Source organism: Winogradskyella bathintestinalis (genome assembly GCF_030407435.1).
Taxonomy (GTDB): Bacteria; Bacteroidota; Bacteroidia; order Flavobacteriales; family Flavobacteriaceae; genus Winogradskyella; species Winogradskyella bathintestinalis.
In genome coordinates this window covers 310,795-335,616 of the sequence record NZ_JASDDK010000004.1, presented here as the reverse complement: position 1 = coordinate 335,616, position 24,822 = coordinate 310,795, and the positions used below count along the sequence as shown (strand labels likewise).

Sequence of the window (24,822 nt, the reverse complement as noted above, 5' to 3'; positions counted from 1 at the left end):
CGACTAAAAGTTTAGTCTCTAAAGTTGCTTTTTGATAGCTTTTTTTTCGCCAGTGTTCATTTTGTGTTTTCATAAGTGACTGTAATTAATTGCTTAATTTTTAGTCAACCTATTTCAGGAAAGTTCAAATTATCAAACTGATGGTTACCAAGTTATACCTTGGACAGTTAATGCTAAAGAGGATATGAAGAAAATGATTGCTTGGCAAGTTGATGGTATTATCACCGATTACCCAAATAAGCTCATTGAGGTTCTGCAACTTTAAGAGTGGTCGTAATCTTGTTACTAAAACATTTGTCAAATAATCGCCAAAACGATGGTGTTTATTATTAGAATCCTCAATGCTATGTCTTTCGTGTTAGTTTGACGATTTTTAATTTTAATACTGGCATGAATAATATTAACAAACTTGAAAATCTTCAATAAAGTTTAATAAACAATTAATTATAAATTAAGTATTTACGTCGCATTTTTTTATAAGTTTCTAAACCACTTTGCCACGACGCTTTAATTTCATTTTCCGGTAATCCGGCTTCAATTTGCTGTTGTAATTTTTCTGTTCCAGCATGAATTGTGAAGTTTGAGGTATTAAAAACTTTGGACTTATCTTTAGCATGTTTATAGGCATCGATAATATGTTTTAATGTAAAAGAACGCTCAGCTTCAATATTAGATAAATCAGCACCATAACAAATTTCGTTTTTGTGTTTTGGATGCTTAGACCCGAAATTCGGTATTGGGGTATAGCTAAACTCAAAATAATTTTTATCTAAAAATGGAGCTCCATAACGTTGAAACTGAAATTCTGTTCCTCTACCAGCATTAATATTTGTACCTTCAAATAACCCTAAACTCGGATATAAAATTATAGACTGATTGTTAGGCAAATTTGGGGAAGGACGGATGGGTAAATTGTAAGTCAATTCATGATTATAATTTTTCAGTTCAACAATAGTTATGTTGCATTGAACTCCATCATTAAGCCAAGCTTCACCATTAATCATTTTTGCATATTCACCAATGGTCATACCATGTATTAAAGGAATCGGATGCATGCCTAAAAAACTACGGTGCTTTTTTTCTAATATAGGACCATCGACGTAATTCCCATTTGGATTAGGACGATCTAAAATAATAAGTGGCACATTTTGTTCGGCACAAGCTTCCATAACGTAATGTAATGTAGAAATATAAGTGTAGAACCGTACACCTACATCTTGAATATCAAAGATCACAATGTCTAAATCTTCGAGCTGTGTTTCTGTTGGTTTTTTATGTTTACCATGGAGTGAAAAAATATCTAAACCGGTTTTAGTGTCTTTACCGTTTTTTACCAATTCGCCTGCATCTGCAGTTCCTCTAAAGCCATGCTCAGGTGAAAAAACCTTTTTAACGTCAACATCTAAAAGTAATAATGAATCTACTAAATGAGTGTAATTTCTGTCTTCGGTAATTCCCTGGCTGTTATTAAAAATTACACTCGTTTGATTCGCCACTATACCGACGCGTTTTCCGTTTAATAGAGATAAATACAGTTCAGTACGATTTGAACCTACAATAATATTTTCTTTATTAGTGCCTTCAAGCTTTATGCTTTGGGGTTTAAGATCATTGCGTTTAAATTCTGCTTTTTCTAATCGGGTTTCAGACTTAACTTTATTTCCGCAAGAAAACGTAAGACAACATATCACAATAATTATCGAGAATAAAACTGTATTTTTGACATCCTTTAAAAGCATATAGTAGGTTTGAATTTTGAGTTATTTATAGCTAAACGTATAATTGGCAATAAAACGTATAAAAGTAGTGTTTCGGCACCAATAATTAAAATTGGTATCGCAGCAATTGCTGTTGGTATCATTGTAATGCTAATAGCCATTGCCACAGGGTTGGGTTTGCAACAAAAGATTAGAGATAAAGTTGTGGCATTTAATGGTCATATAGAAATTACCAACTACGATACTAATGCATCAGACGAATCTCAGGTGCCTATTTCAATCAACCAAGATTTTTACCCAAACTTTAATAGCGTTGATGGAATTAAACACATTCAGGCGGTGGCTACCAAATTTGCGGTCATAAGAACTGAGACCGATTTTGAGGGTGTTGTTATAAAAGGAGTAGGAGCAGACTATAAATGGAATTATTTTGAGGAATTTTTAGTTGAAGGCCGACTTCCAAATTACAAAAATAAACGTAATGAAGAGATTTTAATTTCAGAATATCTCGCTAATCGCTTAGGGTTTAAAATAGGTGATAAGTTCCAAACCTTATTCGGTGAGCAACTAGATAGATTGCCTCGAATTATAAATTTTGAAATTGTTGGAATTTATAATTCAGGTTTTCAAGAACTCGATGAAAAATTCTGTATTGCTGATTTAAGGCATATACAACGATTAAATAAATGGGAAGCTGACCAAATTGGTAATTTCGAAGTGTTTATTGACGATTTCTCTAAAATCGAAGAAAAAACTGAAGAGGTGTATAAGGTCATACCTTCTTTAATAAATGCCGTGCCAGTTACTAGAAAATACTATACGATATTCGAATGGATTAAAATTTTTGATAACAATACATATGGAATTATAGCCATTATGATAATTGTGGCTGGTATTAATATGATTACGGCATTGTTGGTTTTAATTCTAGAACGCACACAAATGATAGGGATATTAAAAGCTCTTGGAAGTTCTAATTGGACGATAAGAAAAGTATTTCTTTATAATGCTTCATACTTAATAGGTTTGGGGTTACTTTGGGGAAATACTATTGGATTAGGTTTACTGTTTGCTCAAAAGTACTTTAAATTATTTCCATTAAATCCAGACACTTATTATGTAAATAATGCGCCCGTCTATATCAGTTGGGATTATATTATAATGCTTAATCTAGGTACTTTTATAGCGTGTTTGTTAATGCTGCTAATTCCTTCTATAATTATTTCTAAGATTTCGCCAGTTAAGGCTATCCGATTTGATTGATAATGTGCCGTTAAATGTTTACAATTTGCAATTAACATTGCGATTATACTTTTTTAATAAAAGACATAGCCCATTGCGGAAAGACTGAACGGTATAATAACGAACTTTTAACTATATACTTTTAACTTTTCCCTTATTTTTGCAACTTCGAAAAAACAACTATGGATTACAAAGAAAATATACTTGGTACAATAGGAAACACACCATTGGTAAAGATGAACAAACTAGTGGAAGATTTACCGTGTTTAGTACTCGCAAAATACGAAACTTTTAACCCTGGAAACTCAGTAAAAGACCGAATGGCCTTGCAAATGATTGAAGATGCAGAAGCTGATGGCCGTTTAAAACCAGGAGGTACAATTATTGAAGGTACGTCTGGCAATACGGGGATGGGATTAGCATTGGCAGCCATTGTAAAAGGATACAAATGTATTTTTGTAATTAGTGATAAACAATCTAAAGAAAAGATGGATATTCTTCGAGCGGTTGGAGCTGAGGTGGTAGTATGTCCTACAGATGTAGAGCCAGATGATCCAAGAAGTTATTATTCAGTTTCTAAGCGTTTAGGAGAAGAAACACCAAATTCGTGGTACGTTAACCAATATGATAATTTGAGTAATACCAAAGCACACTATCAGAGTACAGGTCCAGAAATTTGGGAACAAACTGATGGTAAAATCACTCATTTTGTCGTAGGTGTTGGTACTGGTGGAACAATTTCTGGTGTTGGTAAATACTTGAAAGAGAAAAATCCGAATATTAAAGTTTGGGGTATTGATACGTATGGTTCGGTTTTTAAAAAATATCATGAAACAGGTGAGTTCGATGAAAATGAAATTTATCCTTATGTCACCGAAGGTATTGGTGAGGATATATTACCTAAGAATGTTAATTTTGATATCATAGATGGTTTTACTAAAGTTACCGATAAAGATGCTGCGGTTTATACGCAGAGATTAGCTAAAGAAGAAGGAATGTTTTTAGGAAATTCGGCAGGTGCTGCCATAAAAGGCGTTTTACAATTACAAGAACATTTTAAACCAGAGGATGTGGTTGTCGTGTTATTTCATGATCATGGGAGTCGCTATGTTGGAAAAATGTTTAATGACCAGTGGATGAAAGACATGAATTATATTGAATAGTTAAGAGTTTATGGCTTTATACAAGATACTAATCGTATTGAAGTTAAAATATAATTATGAATGTAAGTTAAAAAATCTTGAGTATTACTCAAGATTTTTTTGTTTTATATTTTCCTCGGGCAGTCGTAATTGGACTAATTTATTCAACAATCAAAATTAAACTATTAGCTGGTTAGGATTTGCTACGTAACTATAAAACTTGGTGCCCAAAGACCGTTAATATGCAAACTCTTTTAATTAAAATTAATCTTTGTGATATCAAATATTTGATATATTTTAGCTGAAATGCATATTTGTTCGTCAAAATGCTTTAATAAAATCCATCTAAATTTATAATGAAAGTAGAACAGCTATCTTTAAAAGATGCCACATGGGAAGGTTCTTTGTCTGAAATTAAGTTTATACCCAATATTTTTCTACTTTTTATTTCACCATTATTTAAGGAAAAGCGTGCTTTGGTCGACAAAATATTAGAGTGTTATCCAAATGCGACGATTTTAGGATGTTCTACTGCTGGTGAAATTTCTGGTATTAGTGTTTCTGATAAAACGGTATCTCTAACGGCTATAAAACTGGAAAAAGTAAATCACAAGTTAGTTAAAGAGCATGTGACGTCTATGACCGATAGTTCAAATGCTGGTATGGCTCTTGCCAATCAATTAAACGCAAAAGATTTAAAACATGTAATAGTGTTTAGTGATGGACTTAACGTCAATGGAGCAGAACTTGTCTCTGGTTTAAAAAGTGTTTTAAAGGACGTAAGTATTACAGGCGGGTTAGCTGGTGACTGTTCAGAATTTAAAGAAACATTTGTAGTTGCCAATAATACCATTACAGACAAACTTATTGTAGGTCTCGGTTTTTATGGCGATCAATTAAATGTAGGGTTTAGTTCTAAAGGAGGGTGGGACAGTTTCGGTATTGATAGACTAGTAACTAAATCTAATAATAATATATTGTATGAGTTAGATGGTTTGCCTGCATTAGAGTTATATAAATCTTATTTGGGTCATAATGCTAAAAATTTACCGAGCTCTGGCTTGTTGTTTCCATTAAGTATGCGTGTTAATGAGCACGATACCCCAGTGGTGAGAACCATTTTGGGAATTAACGAAGCAGATCAAAGTTTAACTTTCGCCGGTAATATTCCCGAAGGATCTTATGTAAGGTTAATGAAAGCAAATGTAGATAGACTTATCAGTGGTGCTGAAGATTCCGCCAGAAATGCAAACGACAGTACAAACGGCGGTACCGAATTAGCTATTTTAATAAGTTGCGTCGGGCGTAGGCTGGTTCTTAAACAATTGGTTGAAGAAGAGGTTGAAGTCGTACAAGATATTATTGGGAAAGCACCAAAAATAACTGGATTTTATTCTTATGGTGAAATAGCTCCTTTTAGCTTATTTTCTCCGTGCGAATTGCACAACCAAACAATGACCATAACTACACTCTCAGAATGATGATGTCTAATATGCACAGATTATTGCGTAGACAAATACGCAAAGCAAATTTTGACACTCAGGATTTAGAAAAATTCAATGATTTTTTTAATGTAATTAACGATGCCTATAAAAGTTTCGATGACGATGTAAGGCATATTGAATTAATTCTTGAAGAAAGTTCTAATGAACTATACAAATTAAATAAAAACTTAAGAACTGAAAAAGAAAGTGTAAAAAATGAATTAAACACCATTGTAAATACCATTGAAGGTGTAATATTTAAAACAGATTTAAATGGTGATTTTAAATATTTGAATAAGGCTTGGGAGGACGTTTTTAACATACCTATTGAAATTGCATTAAATAAGAATTATAAAGATTTATTGTTTAGTTCAATGGATCAAGATGCGTTAAGAGCAATGGAATTAGAAGCCATAAAGCAAACTGAATTCAATACATTATTTAAGCACACTACCTTTTCAAACAAAACCTTATGGATTCAGTTGCGTCTTTCTTTAACGTACGATGAAAGCGGCGCAGCAAATGGTTATATAGGAACATTTAATGATGTCACCCAATTAAAAGAAACTGAGATAAAATTAAATCGAGCTAATAAAACAAAAGACGAGTTTTTATCCACTATGTCGCACGAAATTCGAACACCATTGAACGCCGTAATTGGGATGTCCGATATTTTATTAATGGATAAATTTTTACCTGAACAATTAGAGAATTTTCAAGTTTTAAAATATTCGAGCGAACATTTATTAGCTTTAATTAATGATTTGTTGGATTTAAATAAATTTAAATCCCAAGAAATAAAAATTTCGGAAGAGGATTTTAATCTTTCAGAATTAGTACAAAACATACAACTTCATTTTAAGCAAGTTGCATTGAATAAAAAGTTAAGTTTTGAGACTATTATTGATAGTAGTATTCCCATGGTCCTTAATGGGGATAGTCTTAAGTTGTCTCAAGTTTTAAAAAATTTATTAAGTAATGCATTTAAATTTACTCATGATGGCGGAGTCGTGTTTAAAATTGAAAATATCCAAACCAAAGAGGAAACTGCTTCAATTAGGTTTAGTGTAAAAGATTCTGGTATAGGTGTGTCCTATGATAAGCAAAAGGATATATTTAAAAGCTTTGTACAGGCTAGTAATAATACGTCTACGATATACGGAGGCACTGGTTTAGGTTTGCATATTAGTAAAGAATTGTTAAATATTCAAAATAGTAATTTACATTTAGAGAGCAATATTGGTAAAGGATCTACATTTTGGTTTGATATTACTTTTAAAACTTCGAAAAAAGTCCTAACGGATGAGCACAACATTAGTTCGCAACGAGAGCAAATTGATTTAAAAGTGTTAATAGCTGAGGATAATAAGTTTAATGCTTTAATATTAGGAAAATTACTTAAAAATTGGAATGTGGATTTTGTGTTAGCAAAAAATGGGCAACAAGCTTTAGATATTTATTCAAGTCGAAATTTCGATGTTATTTTAATGGATCTTCAAATGCCAATTTTAGATGGTTATGATACCACAAGGATTATCAGAAAAATGGATGATAAAATTAAATCTACAATTCCTATAATCGCCTTAACAGCGTTTACTAAATCTGAAGTTAGTGCCAAAACAGAACGTTATAAAATGAATGGTTATATAAGTAAACCTTTTGATATTAATGAACTGCATAGCTTACTTAAACACTATAGTGAAAATAAACGGCATGTTGTATAGTTATAATCAATAGATATTTCCCTATTTTAGTACATGCAAGAAGATTTTCTTCACTACATCTGGAAACACAAAGCCTTCGATTCGTTTAGTCTAAAAACAACGAATGGAGATCTAATTAATATCGCTAATTTAGGGCGGCATAACCATAATGCGGGCCCAGATTTTTTCAATGCACAACTGAGCATTGCTGGGCAACTTTGGGCTGGCAATGTGGAAATTCATATTAAATCTTCTGATTGGTATTTGCATAATCATGAGAAAGATTCAGCTTACGATAATGTTATTCTTCATGTCGTTTGGGAGCACGACTCTGAAATTTTTAGAAAAAATAATACTCTAATTCCAACATTAGAATTAAAGCATTATGTCGATAAAAACTTACTTACTAATTATCATAGGCTTTTGCAATCGAAAACGTGGATAAATTGTGAAACTAGTTTCTCTGAAATAAATGATTTCTTATTGAATAATTGGTTAGAACGTTTATATATAGAGCGTTTGGAGCGGAAATCTGAAACGATTGAACAATTGTTGAAAAAATCTAATAACGATTGGGAGGCGGTATTATTTAAGATGTTAATGAAGAATTTTGGACTAAAAGTGAATGGTGAATCCTTTCTTAGTTTGGCAAATTCAATCGATTTTACACTCATAAGAAAACTGCAAGGAAATGTTTTAAATTTAGAAGCGTTACTTTTTGGACAATCGGGTTTGCTATCAGACGATCAGATAGAAGACGCTTATTACATAGATTTAAAGAACCGTTATGGTTACCTAAAACAAAAATTTAATCTCAATAATAACGGCGTTTCCCCTTTACATTTTTTTAGGTTAAGACCACCCAACTTTCCAACCATAAGATTATCTCAATTTGCCAACTTATACAGTTTAGAACAGCATTTATTTTCAAAAGTTATGAAGTTGAACACAAAAGACGAGATATACAATTTCTTTAATTTAGGAGTTACTGGTTTTTGGCGAACACATTATACCTTTGCAAAGTCCTCAAAAGTATCTAAAAAAGCGTTGACCAAATCGTTTATTGATTTGCTTATCATCAATACATTAATTCCGCTTAAATTTAGTTATGCGAAGTCACAAGGGAAATCAGTAGAAGATAGTATTTTTGATCTAATAAAGGAAGTTAAAATTGAGAACAACAGTATCGTAACTAAATTCTTGGGCTTAAAACCAATGGCTAAAAACGCATTGAACTCACAAGCTTTATTGCAATTAAAATATCATTATTGTGATAATAATAAGTGCTTACAGTGTATAGTTGGTAACAATTTAATTGTGAAAAATTAATTAAATACTATAACTTGCGCTAAGATATTACTATAGCTAAATTCGTTTGAGTTATACATGCGTAAATAACTTGTTTTATACGTTCTCAGCGCAATTCAAAATTATCTTTTAAAATTTAATATTTTAACTAATGAAATGGTTTTACAACCTCTTACTGTATTTTCAAAAACGAGGCTATTACGTTTGTCAGCGTATTGCTGACCGTTTGGGGATTAGAGCAAAAATTGTGAGAACGTCATTTATGTATCTCACCTTCGTAACTGTTGGCTTTGGTTTTGCATTGTATTTATTTTTAGCGTTTTGGATGCGAATTAAAGATATTGTTTATACTAAACGCTCATCTGTTTTCGACTTATAATAACCAATGGATAATCCACTTCTAAGACTTTACAGATCCAAGATATATACAGCAATAATGATGCTGGTCTTTTTATTGTGCGTCGGCGTGCTCGGTTATCGATTAATCTCAGGTTATGAGTGGTTAGATGCTATTTACATGACGGTTATTACCGTAACAACAGTCGGTTTTGCAGAAGTTATTCCACTCGATCCAACCTCTAAGATTTTTACTATTTGCTTAATCTTAACCAGTGTGGTCATCGTCGGCTACGCGATTTCAATAATTACCGATTATATTCTTAGTAGAAATAATTTTGAAGACATAAATCAACGTAAGATGCAGAAGAAAATTGATGCCATGACCAATCATATAATTATTTGTGGTTATGGACGTAATGGAAAGCAGGCAGCAAAAAAATTATTTGCCTATCAAAAACCGTTCGTCGTTATAGAACGCGATAAAGCTATTATTGACAAATATCAGGAAGAGGATATATCATTCGTATTTGGTAATGCTAACGAAGATGAATCACTATTTACAGCAGGCATAGAAAAAGCAAGCACGCTCATCTGTGCTTTGCCCAATGATGCCGATAATTTATTTGTAGTGCTTTCGGCCAGACAAATTAATCCTAGTCTGACTATTATTAGTAGGGCATCAGAAGAGACATCATATAATAAACTTAAGTTAGCCGGAGCGAACAATGTAATATTACCAGACAGAATAGGTGGTGATCACATGGCTTCGTTGGTGGTTATTCCAGACTTAGTGGAATTTATAGATAATTTGGGTATTGTTGGAGAACGCAATATTAATATCGAAGAAGTAAAAGTTGAACAACTTTATAACGCTACCCACGAAAAGACTATTAGAGACTTAGATTTACGAAAAAAAACAGGATGTACGGTTATAGGTTTTAAGGACGATAAAGGTGAGTATATTGTTAATCCAGAAGCAGATACAAAATTAGTTCCTGGTTCTAAAATTATAGTTTTAGGGCGTCCAGAACAAATCCAAAAATTAAATTCTGAATACAATATCGCTTAAGTGCCCTAATTATTTTAACGGTGTCAAACTTTAAAAACTCAATATTTTTTAGCATCTTGTCAACCTTAATAACAAAAACTAACTAATTACTACACTCATGAAGAAGTATCTTCTTATCCTTTTTGCATTTATTCTACCCTTATCAATTATTGCTCAAGAGCCTATTACCGAAGAAACAACTTCTCAAAAAATAGATAGAAACTTTAAAAATTATACAGGTTGGTTTGTCGATGGTATTTTTTGGGAAATCCCATTTGGTGAAATTGAAGAAAACGTAAAATTAAATACTGCATCAACAGACATTCAGGCGTTTAATAAAGAAATTAAAAATGATACGGTATATTTTAGTGAAATAAAAATGCCAAGTATTAAAATTGCAACAAATTTAACTGTACTATCGGGACAAAACGTATATGTTCAAGATGATGCGACGGTTGCAATACCACAACAATATATCAATGACAATCAAGAAATTGTTCTTTCTGCAAGAGCACCATATATTAGTATTCCTTGGGTATTAATAGTGTTAGTGGGAGGCGCCTTGTTTTTTACCATCTATTTTAAATTTATTAATGTCACTGGCTTCAGAATGGCAATAAAAGTTGTGAGAGGTCAATACGAAGATATTGAGAAGCATGGAGCGGATACGTTATATGGTGAAGATTCAACTACTATTGTTTCAGATGGTAAATTAATAGATACAGAAATAAAAGGGGCAGATACCTTATATGGGGATAGTACAAATAATGAAGGTGAAGATGTACTAGAAACTATCAGGGACGAAAGTGCAGAAGGTGAAGTGTCGCATTTTCAAGCTTTAACAGCAGCGTTGTCTGCAACCGTAGGTTTAGGAAATATTGCAGGTGTTGCTGTAGCCTTATCTATTGGTGGTCCTGGTGCTACATTTTGGATGATTGTAGCAGGACTTTTAGGTATGGCTTCAAAATTTGCTGAATGTACACTTGGTGTAAAGTATAGAGATGTAGGAGAAGATGGTACCGTTTATGGTGGGCCAATGTATTACCTTACTAAAGGATTAAAATCCAAAGGTATGGGAGGCTTTGGTAAAGTGTTAGCCGTATTATTTGCAATCTTCGTGATTGGAGGATCTTTTGGTGGTGGAAATATGTTTCAGGCCAACCAAGCTGCCGCACAATTTGTAAAGTTATTTGAATTAAATCCAGAATCTAATGCCGGCCTTTATTTCGGACTTGTTATGGCAGCACTAGTTGCGGTGGTTATTATTGGTGGAATTAAACGTATAGCTAAAGTTACTGAAAAAGTAGTGCCATTTATGGCTGGTATTTACGTGTTGGCGTCATTAATAATTTTAGGTGCTAATTTTACACTTATCGATGATGCGTTTGCTTTAATTTTCGAAGGTGCGTTTTCAGGATTGGGAATTGCTGGTGGTCTTATTGGTGTAATGATTCAAGGTATTAGAAGAGGGGCATTTTCAAATGAAGCCGGTGTAGGTTCTGCTGCAATTGCGCATTCCGCTGTACGGACAAAATATCCGGCATCAGAGGGTATTGTAGCACTTTTAGAACCATTTGTTGATACTGTGGTTATTTGTACAATGACGGCGCTAGTAATTGTAATCACCAATTTCGACGGTGGCTTTATGCAGTATGGTGTAGAGATTACAGAGGGTGTAGAAATTACAGCTACAGCCTTCGATTCTGTTATTCCTCATTTTTCAATTATATTAACGGTAGCAGTAATATTATTTGCATTCTCAACTATGATATCTTGGTCGTATTACGGTATGCAAGGTTGGGTGTTTTTATTTGGTAAAGGGAAAATTTCAGATTTAGCTTATAAAATATTATTTTTATTCTTCGTAGTAGTTGGTGCTTCCATTAGTTTAGGAGCCGTTATAAATTTCTCAGACGCCATGATTTTTGCGATGGTTGTTCCTAATATCATTGGTGTTATTATTTTATCACCAATTATAAAATTAGAATTAAAAAAATACTATAAAGCTATAAGTGTAAAAGAAGAAGCTATTGAAGATGGGGCAGAAGATCTCAATGAAATTTTATAACTAAAATTAACTTTATATGAAATCCCATTTCCAGTTTTCTAATCAACAACGGAATGGGATTTTTTTATTGCTGGCAATTATACTGATTTTGCAATGTGCTTATTGGTTTGCGCCAAAACTATTTGCTGGTTCAAAGAATGAACATCCTGAAAATAAAAAAGAGCTTGAGATCTTTAAACATGAAATCGATTCGTTACGCTTAGTTGAAATTGAGAATAAGAAACCTAAAATTTATCCTTTCAATCCCAATTACATTACAGATTATAAAGGATATACTTTAGGTATGACTAATGAAGAAATTGATAGGCTTCACAAATTTAGAAAAACAAATCAATGGATAAATTCCGCAAAGGATTTTCAATCGGTAACTAAGGTGTCAGATTCATTTTTAGCAACCATTTCTCCTTATTTTAAATTCCCTGATTGGGTAACTAATCCAAAACCAAAGACTTCTTATAGTAATTCATATTCAAATTCAGCAAAACCAAAAACGTATAATCAAAAGGTAGATTTGAATTTAGCAACGGCAAGTCAGCTGAAAAAAGTCTATGGAGTAGGCGAAAAATTATCAGAACGTATTATAAAATATCGAGATAAATTTAAAGGAGGTTTTGTGTCTAACGTACAACTAAGTGAAATATACGGATTATCACCCGAAGTTATTGAACGCATTAATTTTGATTTTACAGTAAAAACACCAAGAGCAATTGAAAAGTTTAATATTAATACGGCAACAAGAGATGAGTTGGTTACTATTCAATATATTGATTATGAAGTGGCCAATAATATAATAGAAGAACGCACTTTAAGAGAGGGCTTTAAATCTTTGGAAGAATTAACAAATGTTGAAGATTTTCCCATCAAGAAAATCGAGATAATTAAGCTATATTTGCATCTATAATAAACAACAATTTATGTCTAATTTATATTTTACAGAAGAACATCATTTATTCAGGGAAAGTCTTAGAGAATTCTTGAAAAAAGAGGTAGTTCCACATATTGATAAATGGGAAGAAACGGGTCATATAGAACGCTTCATTTGGAAAAAGTTTGGTGATATGGGCTATTTTGGTCTCGCCTATCCCGAAAAATATGGCGGACTCGATTTAGATTTATTTTATACCGTTATATTTTTAGAAGAATTACAGCGCATAAATTCTGGTGGGTTTGCTGCAGCGATGTGGGCGCATGCCTATTTAGCAATGACGCATCTTAATAAAGAAGGAGATGATGCTATAAAAGAAAAATATTTGGCCGATAGTATTGCAGGAGACCAAATTGGTTGTCTATGTATTACAGAACCATTTGGGGGAAGTGATGTTGCTGGGATGCGTACAACGGCCGTCAAAAAAGATGATACCTATATCATTAATGGTTCTAAAACTTTTATCACCAATGGCGTTTATAGTGATTATTTAGTAGTTGCTGCTAAAACCAGTCCAGAATTAGGAAATAAAGGCATCAGCATCTTTGTAATGGATAGAGATACTCCAGGCATTTCGGCAACCAAATTAGATAAGTTGGGATGGAGAGCTTCAGATACTGGGGAAATTGCTTTTGATAATGTGGTTATTCCGGCTTCAAATTTAATGGGTGAAGAAGGAAAAGGTTTCCCATATATTATGCAGCATTTTTCTTTAGAAAGATTGATTATGGGTGTAAATTCTCATGCTAGAGCTGAATATGCGTTAGAATATGCAAAACAATATATGTCCGAACGTACAGCTTTTGGAAGGACTATTGATAAGTTTCAAGCGTTAAGACATACTTATGCTGATTGCGAAACACAAATGGAAATTTGTAAACAATTTAATTATTATGTGGCAAAACGTTTAGATATGGGAGATTATGTTGTAAAAGAAGCCACGATGTCTAAATTACAATCTACAAAAATGGCGGATGACGTTATATATCAATGTCTCCAATTTTTAGGTGGATATGGTTATATGGAAGAATATCCATTGGCACGTATGTCAAGAGATAGTCGATTGGGGCCAATTGGTGGAGGAACTTCAGAAATCTTGAAAGAAATTATTGCTAAGCTCGTCATTGATAATAAAGATTATAAACCAGCTACTTAAAATGGTTTTTAATTTGATTAAAACTAGAATCCTGCTGTTACGCAGGATTTTTTTTGCTTAAAATGGAATAATAATAGTAGGGTTGAGTTATATTTATTGTCAATCAAACATACCGAATGAGTTTTAAAACCTTTTCAGAATATTTATTATTGGAAAAAAAATATTCCAAACATACCGTTTTAGCGTACACTCGCGATATAGAAAGTTTTCAATATTTTTTAAAACAACATCACAATTCTGAAAATGTAAGCGAAGTTGGTTACTCTGAAATTAGGCAATGGATTGTGGATTTAGTCGATAATAATATCTCTAACCGTACCATTAACAGAAAAATATCTTCGTTAAATACCTATTACAAATTCTTGCTTAAAACCGAAGACATTTTGGTAAATCCTTTAAAACAACATAAAGCTTTAAAGATAGGTAAGAAGGTTCAGTTGCCATTTTCGGAGACGGAATTAAAAACCGTTTTGGAAAATTCAATTGAAATCAACGATTTTAATAGTGCAAGAAATCAGTTTATAATTGAATTGTTTTATGCTACCGGAATTAGACGTATCGAACTCGTAAATTTAAAGGTGGTGGATGTAGATATGAATAACAATCAAATAAAAGTACTAGGGAAACGTAACAAAGAAAGATATATACCTTTAATAAGTTCATTATCGAAGTCGTTAAATGGCTATTTAGAATATCGAAAGCGTTTACCAGTAATAGAAGATTCTGAGTTGTTATTTTTAACAAAAAATGGTCTTAAAATTTACGAAAAACTTGTCTACAGAATAATAAATAAGTATTTTAGTGAAGCATCTACGAAAGCAAAATGCAGCCCTCACGTATTACGGCATTCGTTTGCAACACACTTGCTTAATCAGGGTGCGGACTTAAATACAGTAAAAGAGCTTCTTGGACATACAAGTTTAGCGTCTACTCAAGTTTATACACATAGCAGTATAAACGAATTAAAAAAAGTACATGCTAAATCACATCCTAGAAATCAACGATAATATAATTCGCCAAAGGTGTTTAGTTTTTTACGATCTAATACCTAGGTTAAATTTTAATATACTAAAATTTATGAAATATTAGTATCTAGTCAAATAAGAAGATTCTTTAAATACTAGAACAAATGTTACATATTATTAATTATAAACCATAAAAAATAATCACATGAAAGTAAACACTCAATCCGTAAATTTCACAGCAGATGGGAAGCTAATAGATTTTATTCAGAGGCGTATGGATAAATTAGATATGTATTATGATAAAATAATTCAATCCGATGTGTATTTAAAAGTTCAGAAAACTAGTGATAAAGAAAATAAATTATTTGAAGTTAAATTAAATGTTCCTGGAGATAGTTTCGTAGTGAAAAAACAATGTAAAACGTTTGAAGAGGGCGCAGATGCTGCGATTGCCTCTTTAGGAAGACAGATTCAAAAACGAAAAGAAAAATTAAGAGCACATAATTAGAGAATTTTTTTCAAAAAATGTTTTGATTAAATAAATAAAACATTACATTTGCAGTCCGTTAGAAATAGCGGACTTTTTTTGAGTCGATTTTCAACGATAAAAAAGTAAGAAAAAGCCGATGTAGCTCAGCTGGCTAGAGCAGCTGATTTGTAATCAGCAGGTCGTGGGTTCGAGTCCCTCCATCGGCTCTAATTTCCTGAAAGTTCAGGAAACTCAAATTTTAGATTTGAGAACGTTAATTGAAATTTTTTTTTGAAATTTTAAGTGTTATATTTGAAATTTCTAAAATGTTTGGGGAGATACTCAAGCGGCCAACGAGGGCAGACTGTAAATCTGCTGACTACGTCTTCGCAGGTTCGAATCCTGCTCTCCCCACAAATAATTCTTAATAAAGAGTTGTCAAAAGGTGACTTTTGTGAAGCTTTTTTTTAGAATTAATGGATCGGGTTTCTGATCCAGGATTACTGAGTGTAATAAGGCAGCTTTCGTTTTAAGTGTGTATTTAAAAGAAGGTTGATAAAAGCAAAGTGATCTAGAAATGAATTTGAAGTATTGATTACCTTTCAGAATGTAAAAATTTTGATAAAATGCGAGAGTAGCTCAGTTGGTAGAGCGTCAGCCTTCCAAGCTGAATGTCGCCGGTTCGAACCCGGTCTCTCGCTCAAAAACGAGATCGGACTAAAGAGTGATGATAAATGTAGTTGTTGTGAGTTTGGTTTTTCGTTCAAAAGTTCCTGCGAAGGCAGGAATCTCATTCTTTGCGATGGGGATGTAAACACTTTACGCCGGTGTAGCTCAGGGGTAGAGCGTTTCCTTGGTAAGGAAGAGGTCACGAGTTCAATTCTCGTCATTGGCTCTTTTTTCTGAGTTCAGAATAAGAAATAACAATTGAACACTAATATTAAATAAGATTAAAATAAATTAAACATGGCAAAGGCAACTTTCGATCGTTCAAAACCACACTTAAACATTGGTACTATTGGACACGTAGATCACGGTAAAACAACTTTAACTGCTGCTATTACTAAAGTATTAGCTGATGCAGGTTTATCTGAAGCAAGATCATTTGATCAAATTGATAATGCACCAGAAGAAAAAGAAAGAGGTATAACAATTAACACTTCTCACGTAGAATATGCAACTGCTAATCGTCATTACGCTCACGTTGACTGTCCAGGTCACGCGGATTACGTAAAGAATATGGTTACTGGTGCTGCTCAAATGGACGGTGCTATCTTGGTTGTTGCAGCTACAGACGGTCCTATGCCACAAACACGTGAGCATATCTTACTTGGTCGTCAGGTAGGAATTCCTCGTATCGTTGTATTCATGAATAAAGTGGATATGGTTGATGATGAAGAATTATTAGAATTGGTTGAAATGGAAATCAGAGATTTATTGTCATTCTACGAATATGATGGTGATAATGGTCCTGTAGTAGCAGGTTCTGCTTTAGGTGCACTTAATGGTGAGCAAAAGTGGGTTGATACTGTAATGGAATTAATGAAAGAAGTCGATGCTTGGATTGAAGAGCCTGTTCGTGATATGGATAAGCCATTCTTAATGCCAATTGAAGATGTATTCTCAATTACAGGTCGTGGTACTGTTGCAACTGGTCGTATTGAAACTGGTGTAGCAAATACAGGTGATCCTGTTGAAATCATCGGTATGGGTGCTGAGAAATTAACATCTACTATTACTGGTATTGAAATGTTCCGTCAAATCTTAGATAGAGGAGAAGCTGGTGATAATGCTGGTATCTTATTAAGAGGTATTGAGAAGTCTCAAATCTCTAGAGGTATGGTAATTACTAAGCCAGGTTCTGTAACACCACACGCTAAGTTTAAGGCTGAGGTTTATATCCTTAAAAAAGAAGAAGGTGGACGTCACACTCCATTCCATAATAACTACCGTCCTCAGTTTTACGTGCGTACAACTGATGTAACTGGAAACATTGCGCTTCCTGATGGAGTTGAAATGGTAATGCCTGGTGACAACTTAACAATTACTGTAGAATTGATTAACACAATTGCAATGAACGTAGGTTTACGTTTCGCTATCCGTGAAGGTGGTAGAACAGTTGGTGCTGGTCAGGTTACTGAAATATTAGACTAAACAATATAGTTGAAATAATTAATTAAGGTGTCTCGATATTTCGGGACGCCTTGATTATTGTTTACGGGTTTAGCTCAGTTGGTAGAGCACTGGTCTCCAAAACCAGGTGTCGTGAGTTCGAGTCTCTCAACCCGTGCAAAAGTATAAATGGATTATTTAATAGTCCTTAATAAAGATATTATCAAATGGCAGGATTAACAACATATATAAAAGAATCGTTTGAAGAGTTAAAGAATAACGTGTCATGGACTCCATGGCCAGAAGCTCAAAAATTAACGGTTATAGTTGCTGTGTTTTCAATACTATTTTCACTAGCTATTTGGGGAGTTGATACTGTTTTTAGTAAAGCGGTAAAAGCTTATTTCGATTTGATTCACTAACAATTATACAAGAGAAGAAGATGTCTGATAAAAAGTGGTATGTTGTTAGAGCGGTAAGCGGTCAGGAAAATAAAATCAAAAGCTATATTGAAAATGAAATTTCAAGATTGGGTTTAGAAGATTTTGTTGATCAGGTTTTAGTACCGACAGAGAAAGTGATTCAAATTCGTAATGGAAAGAAAATAAACAAAGAAAAAGTTTACTTTCCAGGTTATATAATGATTCAAGCCAATTTAAGTGGTGAGATTCCTCACATTATTAAATCGATTACAAATGTAATTGGTTTCTTAGGTGAAACAAAAGGTGGTGATCCTGTACCATTAAGAAAATCTGAAGTTAACAGAATGTTAGGTAAGGTAGATGAATTATCTGTTGAGGCTGATGCCAATGTAGCGATTCCATTTACAAAAGGAGAAACTGTTAAAGTTATCGATGGACCTTTCAATGGTTTTGATGGTACTATCGAAAAAATTAATGAAGAAAAGCGTAAACTAGAAGTAATGGTTAAGATTTTTGGAAGAAAAACACCATTGGAATTAAGTTATATGCAAGTAGAGAAAGTTTAATAATTGTTACATAAAGAGCGCTTATCTATGCTTCCAAATATAGATAAGCGTAATAAACATTAAGAAATGGCAAAAGAAATAGACAAAGTAGTTAAGCTACAAGTTCGGGGAGGTGCTGCGAATCCATCGCCACCGGTAGGACCCGCTTTAGGTGCCGCTGGAGTTAATATCATGGAGTTCTGTAAGCAATTTAATGCAAGAACACAAGATAGACCAGGTAAAGTTTTACCTGTGGTAATTTCGGTTTTCAAAGACAAATCATTTGACTTTGTAATCAAAACTCCACCAGCAGCAGTACAATTATTAGAAGCGGCCAAAGTAAAGAAAGGATCAGGAGAACCAAACCGACGTAAAGTAGCAAAAGTAACTTGGGATCAAGTAAAAGCGATTGCAGAAGATAAAATGGTAGATTTAAATGCCTTTGAAATCGGATCAGCTATGAAAATGGTTGCAGGTACAGCAAGATCGATGGGTATCACTGTTAAAGGAGGAGAAGCTCCAAACTAAATTTTTTAGAAATGGCAAGATTAACAAAGAAGAAAAAAGAAGCGCAAGCAAAGGTAGATAATAATAAAATCTACTCTCTAGAAGAAGCTTCAGCATTACTAAAAGAGATTACGTACACTAAGTTTGATGCATCAGTAGATTTAGCAATTAGATTAGGTGTAGATCCACGTAAAGCCAATCAAATGGTACGTGGTGTGGTTTCATTACCTCACGGTACAGGTAAGGATATGAAGGTTCTTGCGCTTGTTACTCCAGATAAAGAAGCAGAAGCAAAAGAAGCGGGTGCTGACTATGTTGGATTAGATGAGTACTTACAAAAAATTAAAGATGGTTGGACGGATGTTGACGTTATCGTTACTATGCCAAGCATTATGGGTAAGTTAGGACCATTAGGTAGAGTATTAGGACCAAGAGGTCTTATGCCAAACCCTAAAACAGGAACAGTAACAATGGATGTCGCTAAAGCAGTTGCAGAAGTTAAAGCTGGTAAGATAGATTTTAAAGTAGATAAGACAGGTATCGTACATGCGCCAATTGGTAAAGCATCGTTCAGTACTGATAAAATTATTGGTAATGCCAAGGAATTATTATCTACCATTATGAAGTTAAAACCAACTGCTTCAAAAGGTGTTTATGTAAAGAGCATTTATATGTCGAGTACAATGAGCCCTAGTATAGCAATTGACACAAAAATAGGATAGTAGTTAAACTTAGAACATTATGACAAGAGAAGAAAAATCCCAAGTAATTGAAGAGTTGACTGCTCAATTAGCAGATAATACAAATATCTATTTAACAGATATTTCAGGATTAGATGCCGTAGCAACTTCAAATTTAAGAAGAGCGTGTTTCAAATCTAACATTAAGTTAGCTGTAGTTAAGAATACCCTTTTAGAGAAGGCAATGGATGCATCGGAAAAAGAATTCGGTGAGTTACCAACGACTTTAAAAGGTAATACATCAGTAATGTATTCTGAAACAGGAAACGCACCTGCTAAAGTAATAAAAGAATTCCGTAAAAAATCTGAAAAACCTTTATTAAAAGGTGCATTCATTGAGGAGTCTATTTACATTGGAGATGATTTACTAGATGCATTAGTTGATATTAAGTCTAGAGAAGAACTTATTGGTGATATTGTAGGATTGTTACAGTCTCCAGCTAAGAATGTAATCTCAGCACTTAAATCTAGTGGTGGTACCATCGCAGGAATCGTTAAAACATTATCTGAAAGAGAAGGATAATCGATTAAGCACACACAATAGAATATTAAAATATAACACACAATTATTAAAATTAGAAAAATGGCAGATTTAAAAGATTTCGCAGAACAATTAGTTAACCTTACAGTAAAAGAAGTTAACGAATTAGCAACTATATTAAAAGATGAGTACGGTATTGAGCCTGCTGCTGCTGCAGTAGCTATGGCTGGTCCAGCTGCTGGAGGTGGAGACGCTGCTGAAGAGCAAACTGAATTTGATGTTATCTTAACTGCTGCAGGTGGTTCTAAATTAGCTGTAGTAAAATTAGTTAAGGAATTAACTGGTTTAGGTTTAAAAGACGCTAAAGGTTTAGTTGATGATGCACCAAGCCCAATTAAGGAAGGTGTAGCTAAAGACGAAGCTGAAGCATTAAAAGCTCAGTTAGAAGAAGCTGGTGCTGAGGTAGAGCTTAAGTAAGCTTACCCATCTACATTACAAGGTTTAGGTTTATCCCGCATTTTTTTGCGGGATAAGACTTAGACCATTTTGTGTATATAAACGTTATATGCATTTTTTAGTTTTTATTTATTAAAATCTCGTTCATAAATGTTAGCAAAAAAGGCTGAAAGAATTAATTTCTCTTCTATTGTAAATAGGACAGATTACCCAGACTTTTTGGATATCCAAATTAAATCCTTCCAGGATTTTTTCCAATTAGAAACGAAGTCAGAAGAAAGGGGTACTGAAGGTTTGTACAACACCTTCATGGAAAACTTCCCAATTACAGATACACGTAATCAATTCGTATTAGAATTCTTAGATTACTTTATTGATCCACCTAGATATTCTATTGAAGAATGTATCGAGAGAGGATTAACTTACAGTGTGCCTTTAAAAGCAAGATTGAAGTTGTATTGTACAGATCCTGAGCATGAGGATTTCGAAACTATTGTTCAAGATGTGTATTTAGGTACTATTCCTTACATGACACCTAGTGGTACTTTTTGTATTAACGGTGCAGAACGTGTAGTGGTTTCTCAGTTACATAGATCTCCTGGTGTCTTTTTTAGCCAGTCTTTCCATGCTAATGGTACTAAATTATATTCAGCAAGAGTAATTCCTTTTAAAGGCTCTTGGATAGAATTTGCTACAGACATTAACAGTGTAATGTATGCTTACATTGATAGAAAGAAAAAGTTACCTGTTACAACTTTATTCAGAGCTATCGGTTTTGAACGTGATAAAGATATTTTAGAGATTTTTGACCTTGCTGAAGAAGTAAAGGTGTCAAAATCTGGATTAAAAAAAGTTATCGGTCGTAAATTAGCAGCTCGTGTATTAAATACATGGCACGAAGATTTCGTTGATGAAGATACTGGTGAAGTAGTATCTATCGAACGTAACGAAATTGTATTAGATCGTGATACGGAAATCGATAAAGATAATATTGAGGAAATCCTTGAAGCTGAAGTAAAAACTATTCTTTTACATAAAGAAAGTGCACAACAAGGTGATTACGCAATTATCCACAATACCTTACAGAAAGATCCAACAAATTCTGAAAAAGAAGCTGTTGAGCATATTTACCGTCAATTACGTAACGCAGAGCCGCCAGATGAGGAAACGGCTCGTGGTATTATTGACAAATTATTCTTCTCTGACCAACGTTACTCTTTGGGTGAAGTAGGTCGTTACAGAATGAACAAGAAATTACAGTTAGATATCGGAATGGACAAACAAGTATTGACCAAAGAAGATATTATAACGATTATAAAATATTTAATTGAGTTAATTAACTCTAAAGCAGAGATTGATGATATCGATCACTTATCTAACCGTCGTGTACGTACAGTAGGTGAGCAGTTATCTTCTCAGTTTGGTGTTGGTTTAGCTCGTATGGCACGTACTATTCGTGAGCGTATGAACGTTCGTGATAACGAAGTATTTACACCAATTGATTTAATTAATGCTAAGACCTTATCGTCTGTTATTAATTCATTCTTTGGAACGAATCAGCTATCTCAATTTATGGATCAAACCAATCCTTTAGCAGAGATTACGCATAAGCGTCGTCTTTCAGCTTTAGGACCAGGTGGTTTATCAAGGGAAAGGGCAGGTTTTGAGGTACGTGATGTTCACTATACACACTACGGACGTTTATGTCCTATTGAAACGCCAGAAGGACCGAACATTGGTTTAATTTCTTCTTTATCTGTGTTTGCGAAAGTAAATGCTATGGGATTCATCGAAACACCATATCGTAAAGTGGAAGATGGTGTGGTTGATATTAAAAACACACCAACATATCTAAGTGCTGAAGAGGAAGAGGATATGTTAATTGCTCAAGCTACAATCAATGTAGATGACGATGGAAAAATATTAGCGGATAAGATTATCTCTCGTCAAGAAGGTGATTTCCCTGTAATTGATCCTTCAAATGTAAATTATACTGATGTTGCACCAAACCAAATTGCATCGATTTCAGCATCTTTAATTCCTTTCTTGGAACATGATGATGCCAACCGTGCATTAATGGGATCTAACATGATGCGTCAGGCCGTGCCATTATTACGTCCTGAAGCACCAATTGTAGGTACTGGTTTAGAACGTCAAGTAGCTTCAGACTCTAGAGTTTTAATTAATGCTGAAGGAGCTGGTACGGTTGAGTATGTTGATGCACAGAAAATAATCATCAAATACGAACGTTCGGAAGAAGCTGCTATGGTAAGTTTCGATAGCGATACTAAAGAATATCCTTTGGTGAAGTTTAGAAAAACGAACCAAGGGACCTCTATCAATTTGAAGCCAATCGTTGAGAAAGGTGATAAAGTGGCAAAAGGACAAGTACTTTGTGAAGGTTATGCTACTGAAAACGGTGAATTAGCCTTAGGTAGAAACATGAAAGTAGCCTTTATGCCTTGGAAAGGGTATAACTTTGAGGATGCTATCGTTATTTCTGAAAAAGTAGTTAGAGAAGATGTGTTTACATCTATTCATATCGATGAATACTCATTAGAAGTTAGAGATACAAAATTAGGTAATGAAGAATTAACTAATGATATTCCTAATGTATCTGAAGAAGCAACTAAAGATTTAGATGAAAATGGTATGATTCGCATCGGTGCGGAAATCAAACCGGGAGATATCTTAATTGGTAAGATTACGCCAAAAGGTGAATCTGATCCAACGCCAGAAGAGAAATTATTAAGAGCAATTTTTGGTGATAAAGCAGGTGATGTAAAAGATGCCTCTTTAAAAGCATCGCCTTCATTGAACGGTGTTGTTATCGATAAGAAATTATTTGCCAGAGCCGTTAAAGATAAACGTAAAAGAGCTCAAGACAAAGAAGATATCGAAAAGCTGGAAGATGCTTACGATAACAGATTTGATGATCTTAAAAATATCGTTGTTGAAAAATTATTTAACATCGTTAATGGTAAGACAGCTCAAGGAATTTATAATGATTTAGGTGAGGAGATTATTCCAAAAGGTAAAAAATACACCTTAAAGATGTTAAATGCTGTAGATGATTATACGCACTTAACTTCAGGAAAGTGGACGACAGACGATCATACAAACGAACTTGTTGCCGATTTAATCCATAACTATAAGATTAAGGAAAATGACCTTCAAGGATCGTTAAGACGTGAAAAGTTTACTATTTCAGTTGGTGATGAATTACCAGCAGGAATCATCAAACTTGCTAAAGTTTACATCGCTAAAAAGCGAAAACTTAAAGTAGGCGATAAGATGGCAGGTCGTCACGGTAACAAAGGTATTGTTGCACGTATTGTACGTCAAGAAGATATGCCTTTCCTTGAAGATGGAACTCCAGTTGATATTGTATTAAATCCACTTGGTGTACCTTCTCGTATGAATATCGGACAAATCTATGAAACTGTTCTAGGTTGGGCTGGTAAGGATTTAGGTAAAAAGTATGCCACTCCAATTTTTGATGGTGCTACATTAGATCAGATTAACGCGTACACAGATGAAGCTGGTATTCCAAGATTCGGTCATACTTATTTATATGATGGTGGTACAGGTGATCGTTTCGATCAACCGGCGACAGTTGGTGTAATCTATATGATTAAGCTTGGACACATGATTGATGATAAAATGCACGCACGTTCTATTGGACCGTACTCATTAATTACGCAACAACCACTTGGTGGTAAAGCACAATTTGGTGGACAACGTTTTGGTGAAATGGAGGTTTGGGCACTTGAAGCTTATGGAGCATCAAGTACACTACGTGAAATCTTAACCGTAAAATCAGATGATGTAATTGGTAGAGCAAAAACTTACGAAGCAATCGTTAAGGGTGAGCCAATGCCAGAACCAGGACTTCCAGAATCGTTCAACGTACTTATGCACGAGTTGAAAGGTTTAGGATTGGATATTAGATTAGAAGAATAAATTTATAGTTGACAGTCTCAGTTTACAGT

21 protein-coding genes, 5 tRNA genes and 1 pseudogene are annotated in these 24,822 nt (G+C 33.8%); 26 read left to right on the top strand and 1 reads right to left on the bottom strand.

Going from position 1 to position 24,822, the window contains the following annotated elements; all coding sequences use genetic code 11:
- Positions 1–145: 145 nt before the first annotated feature.
- Positions 146–265: pseudogene (locus QMA06_RS12680) on the top strand (glycerophosphodiester phosphodiesterase family protein); the annotation flags it as partial.
- 175 nt (positions 266–440) lie between these two features.
- On the opposite strand, the gene QMA06_RS12675 reads toward QMA06_RS12680, so the two are convergent.
- On the bottom strand, positions 441–1,739 hold the full coding sequence (locus QMA06_RS12675; protein WP_290207232.1) for an exo-beta-N-acetylmuramidase NamZ family protein: 1,299 nt from the start codon (positions 1,737–1,739) through the stop codon (positions 441–443).
- Between the two features lie 9 nt (positions 1,740–1,748).
- On the opposite strand from QMA06_RS12675, the gene QMA06_RS12670 reads away from it, so the two are divergent.
- The 25 genes from QMA06_RS12670 to rpoB all read left to right on the top strand — a co-directional run bounded on the left by QMA06_RS12670 (position 1,749) and on the right by rpoB (position 24,793).
- Positions 1,749–2,981, top strand: a complete 1,233-nt coding sequence (locus QMA06_RS12670) for an ABC transporter permease (RefSeq protein WP_290207231.1) — start codon at positions 1,749–1,751, stop codon at positions 2,979–2,981.
- Between the two features lie 161 nt (positions 2,982–3,142).
- The gene (locus QMA06_RS12665; protein ID WP_290207230.1) at positions 3,143–4,123 is read left to right on the top strand and encodes a PLP-dependent cysteine synthase family protein; all 981 of its coding nucleotides are present in this window, start codon (positions 3,143–3,145) and stop codon (positions 4,121–4,123) included.
- 335 nt (positions 4,124–4,458) lie between these two features.
- Positions 4,459–5,583: an FIST signal transduction protein gene (locus QMA06_RS12660; RefSeq protein ID WP_290207229.1), complete on the top strand. Its 1,125-nt coding sequence runs from the start codon at positions 4,459–4,461 to the stop codon at positions 5,581–5,583.
- Positions 5,584–5,606: 23 nt separating this feature from the next.
- On the top strand, positions 5,607–7,310 hold the full coding sequence (locus QMA06_RS12655; protein ID WP_290207228.1) for a PAS domain-containing hybrid sensor histidine kinase/response regulator: 1,704 nt from the start codon (positions 5,607–5,609) through the stop codon (positions 7,308–7,310).
- 33 nt (positions 7,311–7,343) lie between these two features.
- The gene (locus QMA06_RS12650; protein ID WP_290207226.1) at positions 7,344–8,618 is read left to right on the top strand and encodes a DUF2851 family protein; all 1,275 of its coding nucleotides are present in this window, start codon (positions 7,344–7,346) and stop codon (positions 8,616–8,618) included.
- Between the two features lie 130 nt (positions 8,619–8,748).
- Positions 8,749–8,976, top strand: coding sequence for a PspC domain-containing protein (locus QMA06_RS12645; protein WP_215924728.1), 228 nt, complete (start codon positions 8,749–8,751; stop codon positions 8,974–8,976).
- 6 nt (positions 8,977–8,982) lie between these two features.
- Positions 8,983–10,005: a potassium channel family protein gene (locus QMA06_RS12640; RefSeq protein ID WP_290207225.1), complete on the top strand. Its 1,023-nt coding sequence runs from the start codon at positions 8,983–8,985 to the stop codon at positions 10,003–10,005.
- 97 nt (positions 10,006–10,102) lie between these two features.
- A complete protein-coding gene (locus QMA06_RS12635) occupies positions 10,103–12,052 on the top strand; it encodes an alanine/glycine:cation symporter family protein (RefSeq protein ID WP_290207224.1) in 1,950 nt (649 codons plus the stop codon).
- A 16-nt stretch (positions 12,053–12,068) separates the two neighbouring features.
- Positions 12,069–12,953: a ComEA family DNA-binding protein gene (locus QMA06_RS12630; RefSeq protein WP_290207223.1), complete on the top strand. Its 885-nt coding sequence runs from the start codon at positions 12,069–12,071 to the stop codon at positions 12,951–12,953.
- 13 nt (positions 12,954–12,966) lie between these two features.
- Complete coding sequence (locus QMA06_RS12625) at positions 12,967–14,133, top strand: acyl-CoA dehydrogenase family protein (RefSeq protein ID WP_290207222.1); 1,167 nt, start codon at positions 12,967–12,969, stop codon at positions 14,131–14,133.
- Between the two features lie 116 nt (positions 14,134–14,249).
- Complete coding sequence (locus QMA06_RS12620) at positions 14,250–15,140, top strand: tyrosine-type recombinase/integrase (RefSeq protein ID WP_290207221.1); 891 nt, start codon at positions 14,250–14,252, stop codon at positions 15,138–15,140.
- A 163-nt stretch (positions 15,141–15,303) separates the two neighbouring features.
- Positions 15,304–15,606 (top strand): ribosome hibernation-promoting factor, HPF/YfiA family, encoded by a 303-nt coding sequence (gene hpf / locus QMA06_RS12615; RefSeq protein WP_290207220.1) that lies wholly within the window; start codon positions 15,304–15,306, stop codon positions 15,604–15,606.
- 114 nt (positions 15,607–15,720) lie between these two features.
- A tRNA-Thr gene (locus QMA06_RS12610) sits at positions 15,721–15,794 on the top strand.
- A gap of 105 nt (positions 15,795–15,899) precedes the next feature.
- Positions 15,900–15,981: transfer RNA gene (locus QMA06_RS12605), tRNA-Tyr, on the top strand.
- 214 nt (positions 15,982–16,195) lie between these two features.
- Positions 16,196–16,268 (top strand) — tRNA-Gly (locus QMA06_RS12600).
- Between the two features lie 122 nt (positions 16,269–16,390).
- A tRNA-Thr gene (locus QMA06_RS12595) sits at positions 16,391–16,462 on the top strand.
- Positions 16,463–16,533: 71 nt separating this feature from the next.
- The gene (gene tuf, locus QMA06_RS12590; RefSeq protein ID WP_290207219.1) at positions 16,534–17,721 is read left to right on the top strand and encodes an elongation factor Tu; all 1,188 of its coding nucleotides are present in this window, start codon (positions 16,534–16,536) and stop codon (positions 17,719–17,721) included.
- A 63-nt stretch (positions 17,722–17,784) separates the two neighbouring features.
- Positions 17,785–17,857, top strand: a tRNA-Trp gene (locus QMA06_RS12585).
- 49 nt (positions 17,858–17,906) lie between these two features.
- Entirely contained in the window at positions 17,907–18,101 is a 195-nt protein-coding gene (gene secE / locus QMA06_RS12580) for a preprotein translocase subunit SecE (RefSeq protein ID WP_290207218.1), read from the top strand.
- Between the two features lie 20 nt (positions 18,102–18,121).
- Positions 18,122–18,667: a transcription termination/antitermination protein NusG gene (gene nusG / locus QMA06_RS12575; RefSeq protein WP_290207217.1), complete on the top strand. Its 546-nt coding sequence runs from the start codon at positions 18,122–18,124 to the stop codon at positions 18,665–18,667.
- Positions 18,668–18,733: 66 nt separating this feature from the next.
- Positions 18,734–19,174: a 50S ribosomal protein L11 gene (gene rplK / locus QMA06_RS12570; protein ID WP_290207216.1), complete on the top strand. Its 441-nt coding sequence runs from the start codon at positions 18,734–18,736 to the stop codon at positions 19,172–19,174.
- Positions 19,175–19,185: 11 nt separating this feature from the next.
- A complete protein-coding gene (rplA, locus tag QMA06_RS12565) occupies positions 19,186–19,875 on the top strand; it encodes a 50S ribosomal protein L1 (protein ID WP_290207215.1) in 690 nt (229 codons plus the stop codon).
- Positions 19,876–19,894: 19 nt separating this feature from the next.
- Entirely contained in the window at positions 19,895–20,416 is a 522-nt protein-coding gene (rplJ, locus tag QMA06_RS12560) for a 50S ribosomal protein L10 (RefSeq protein ID WP_290207214.1), read from the top strand.
- A 60-nt stretch (positions 20,417–20,476) separates the two neighbouring features.
- Positions 20,477–20,851 (top strand): 50S ribosomal protein L7/L12, encoded by a 375-nt coding sequence (rplL, locus tag QMA06_RS12555; protein ID WP_290207213.1) that lies wholly within the window; start codon positions 20,477–20,479, stop codon positions 20,849–20,851.
- A 129-nt stretch (positions 20,852–20,980) separates the two neighbouring features.
- The gene (gene rpoB, locus QMA06_RS12550; RefSeq protein WP_290207212.1) at positions 20,981–24,793 is read left to right on the top strand and encodes a DNA-directed RNA polymerase subunit beta; all 3,813 of its coding nucleotides are present in this window, start codon (positions 20,981–20,983) and stop codon (positions 24,791–24,793) included.
- The last annotated feature ends 29 nt before the right edge of the window (positions 24,794–24,822 follow it).

Bases quoted from the DNA above. Each gene is read 5' to 3' on its own strand.
- QMA06_RS12675 (WP_290207232.1), bottom strand. From the start codon at position 1,739: ATGCTTTTAAAGGATGTCAAAAATACAGTTTTATTCTCGATAATTATT.
- rplJ (WP_290207214.1), top strand. From the start codon at position 19,895: ATGACAAGAGAAGAAAAATCCCAAGTAATTGAAGAGTTGACTGCTCAA.
- QMA06_RS12630 (WP_290207223.1), top strand. From the start codon at position 12,069: ATGAAATCCCATTTCCAGTTTTCTAATCAACAACGGAATGGGATTTTT.
- rplA (WP_290207215.1), top strand. From the start codon at position 19,186: ATGGCAAGATTAACAAAGAAGAAAAAAGAAGCGCAAGCAAAGGTAGAT.
- QMA06_RS12635 (WP_290207224.1), top strand. From the start codon at position 10,103: ATGAAGAAGTATCTTCTTATCCTTTTTGCATTTATTCTACCCTTATCA.
- QMA06_RS12640 (WP_290207225.1), top strand. From the start codon at position 8,983: ATGGATAATCCACTTCTAAGACTTTACAGATCCAAGATATATACAGCA.
- rplK (WP_290207216.1), top strand. From the start codon at position 18,734: ATGGCAAAAGAAATAGACAAAGTAGTTAAGCTACAAGTTCGGGGAGGT.
- rplL (WP_290207213.1), top strand. From the start codon at position 20,477: ATGGCAGATTTAAAAGATTTCGCAGAACAATTAGTTAACCTTACAGTA.
- QMA06_RS12620 (WP_290207221.1), top strand. From the start codon at position 14,250: ATGAGTTTTAAAACCTTTTCAGAATATTTATTATTGGAAAAAAAATAT.
- rpoB (WP_290207212.1), top strand. From the start codon at position 20,981: ATGTTAGCAAAAAAGGCTGAAAGAATTAATTTCTCTTCTATTGTAAAT.
- nusG (WP_290207217.1), top strand. From the start codon at position 18,122: ATGTCTGATAAAAAGTGGTATGTTGTTAGAGCGGTAAGCGGTCAGGAA.
- QMA06_RS12665 (WP_290207230.1), top strand. From the start codon at position 3,143: ATGGATTACAAAGAAAATATACTTGGTACAATAGGAAACACACCATTG.
- QMA06_RS12660 (WP_290207229.1), top strand. From the start codon at position 4,459: ATGAAAGTAGAACAGCTATCTTTAAAAGATGCCACATGGGAAGGTTCT.
- hpf (WP_290207220.1), top strand. From the start codon at position 15,304: ATGAAAGTAAACACTCAATCCGTAAATTTCACAGCAGATGGGAAGCTA.
- QMA06_RS12650 (WP_290207226.1), top strand. From the start codon at position 7,344: ATGCAAGAAGATTTTCTTCACTACATCTGGAAACACAAAGCCTTCGAT.
- QMA06_RS12625 (WP_290207222.1), top strand. From the start codon at position 12,967: ATGTCTAATTTATATTTTACAGAAGAACATCATTTATTCAGGGAAAGT.
- tuf (WP_290207219.1), top strand. From the start codon at position 16,534: ATGGCAAAGGCAACTTTCGATCGTTCAAAACCACACTTAAACATTGGT.
- QMA06_RS12645 (WP_215924728.1), top strand. From the start codon at position 8,749: ATGAAATGGTTTTACAACCTCTTACTGTATTTTCAAAAACGAGGCTAT.
- secE (WP_290207218.1), top strand. From the start codon at position 17,907: ATGGCAGGATTAACAACATATATAAAAGAATCGTTTGAAGAGTTAAAG.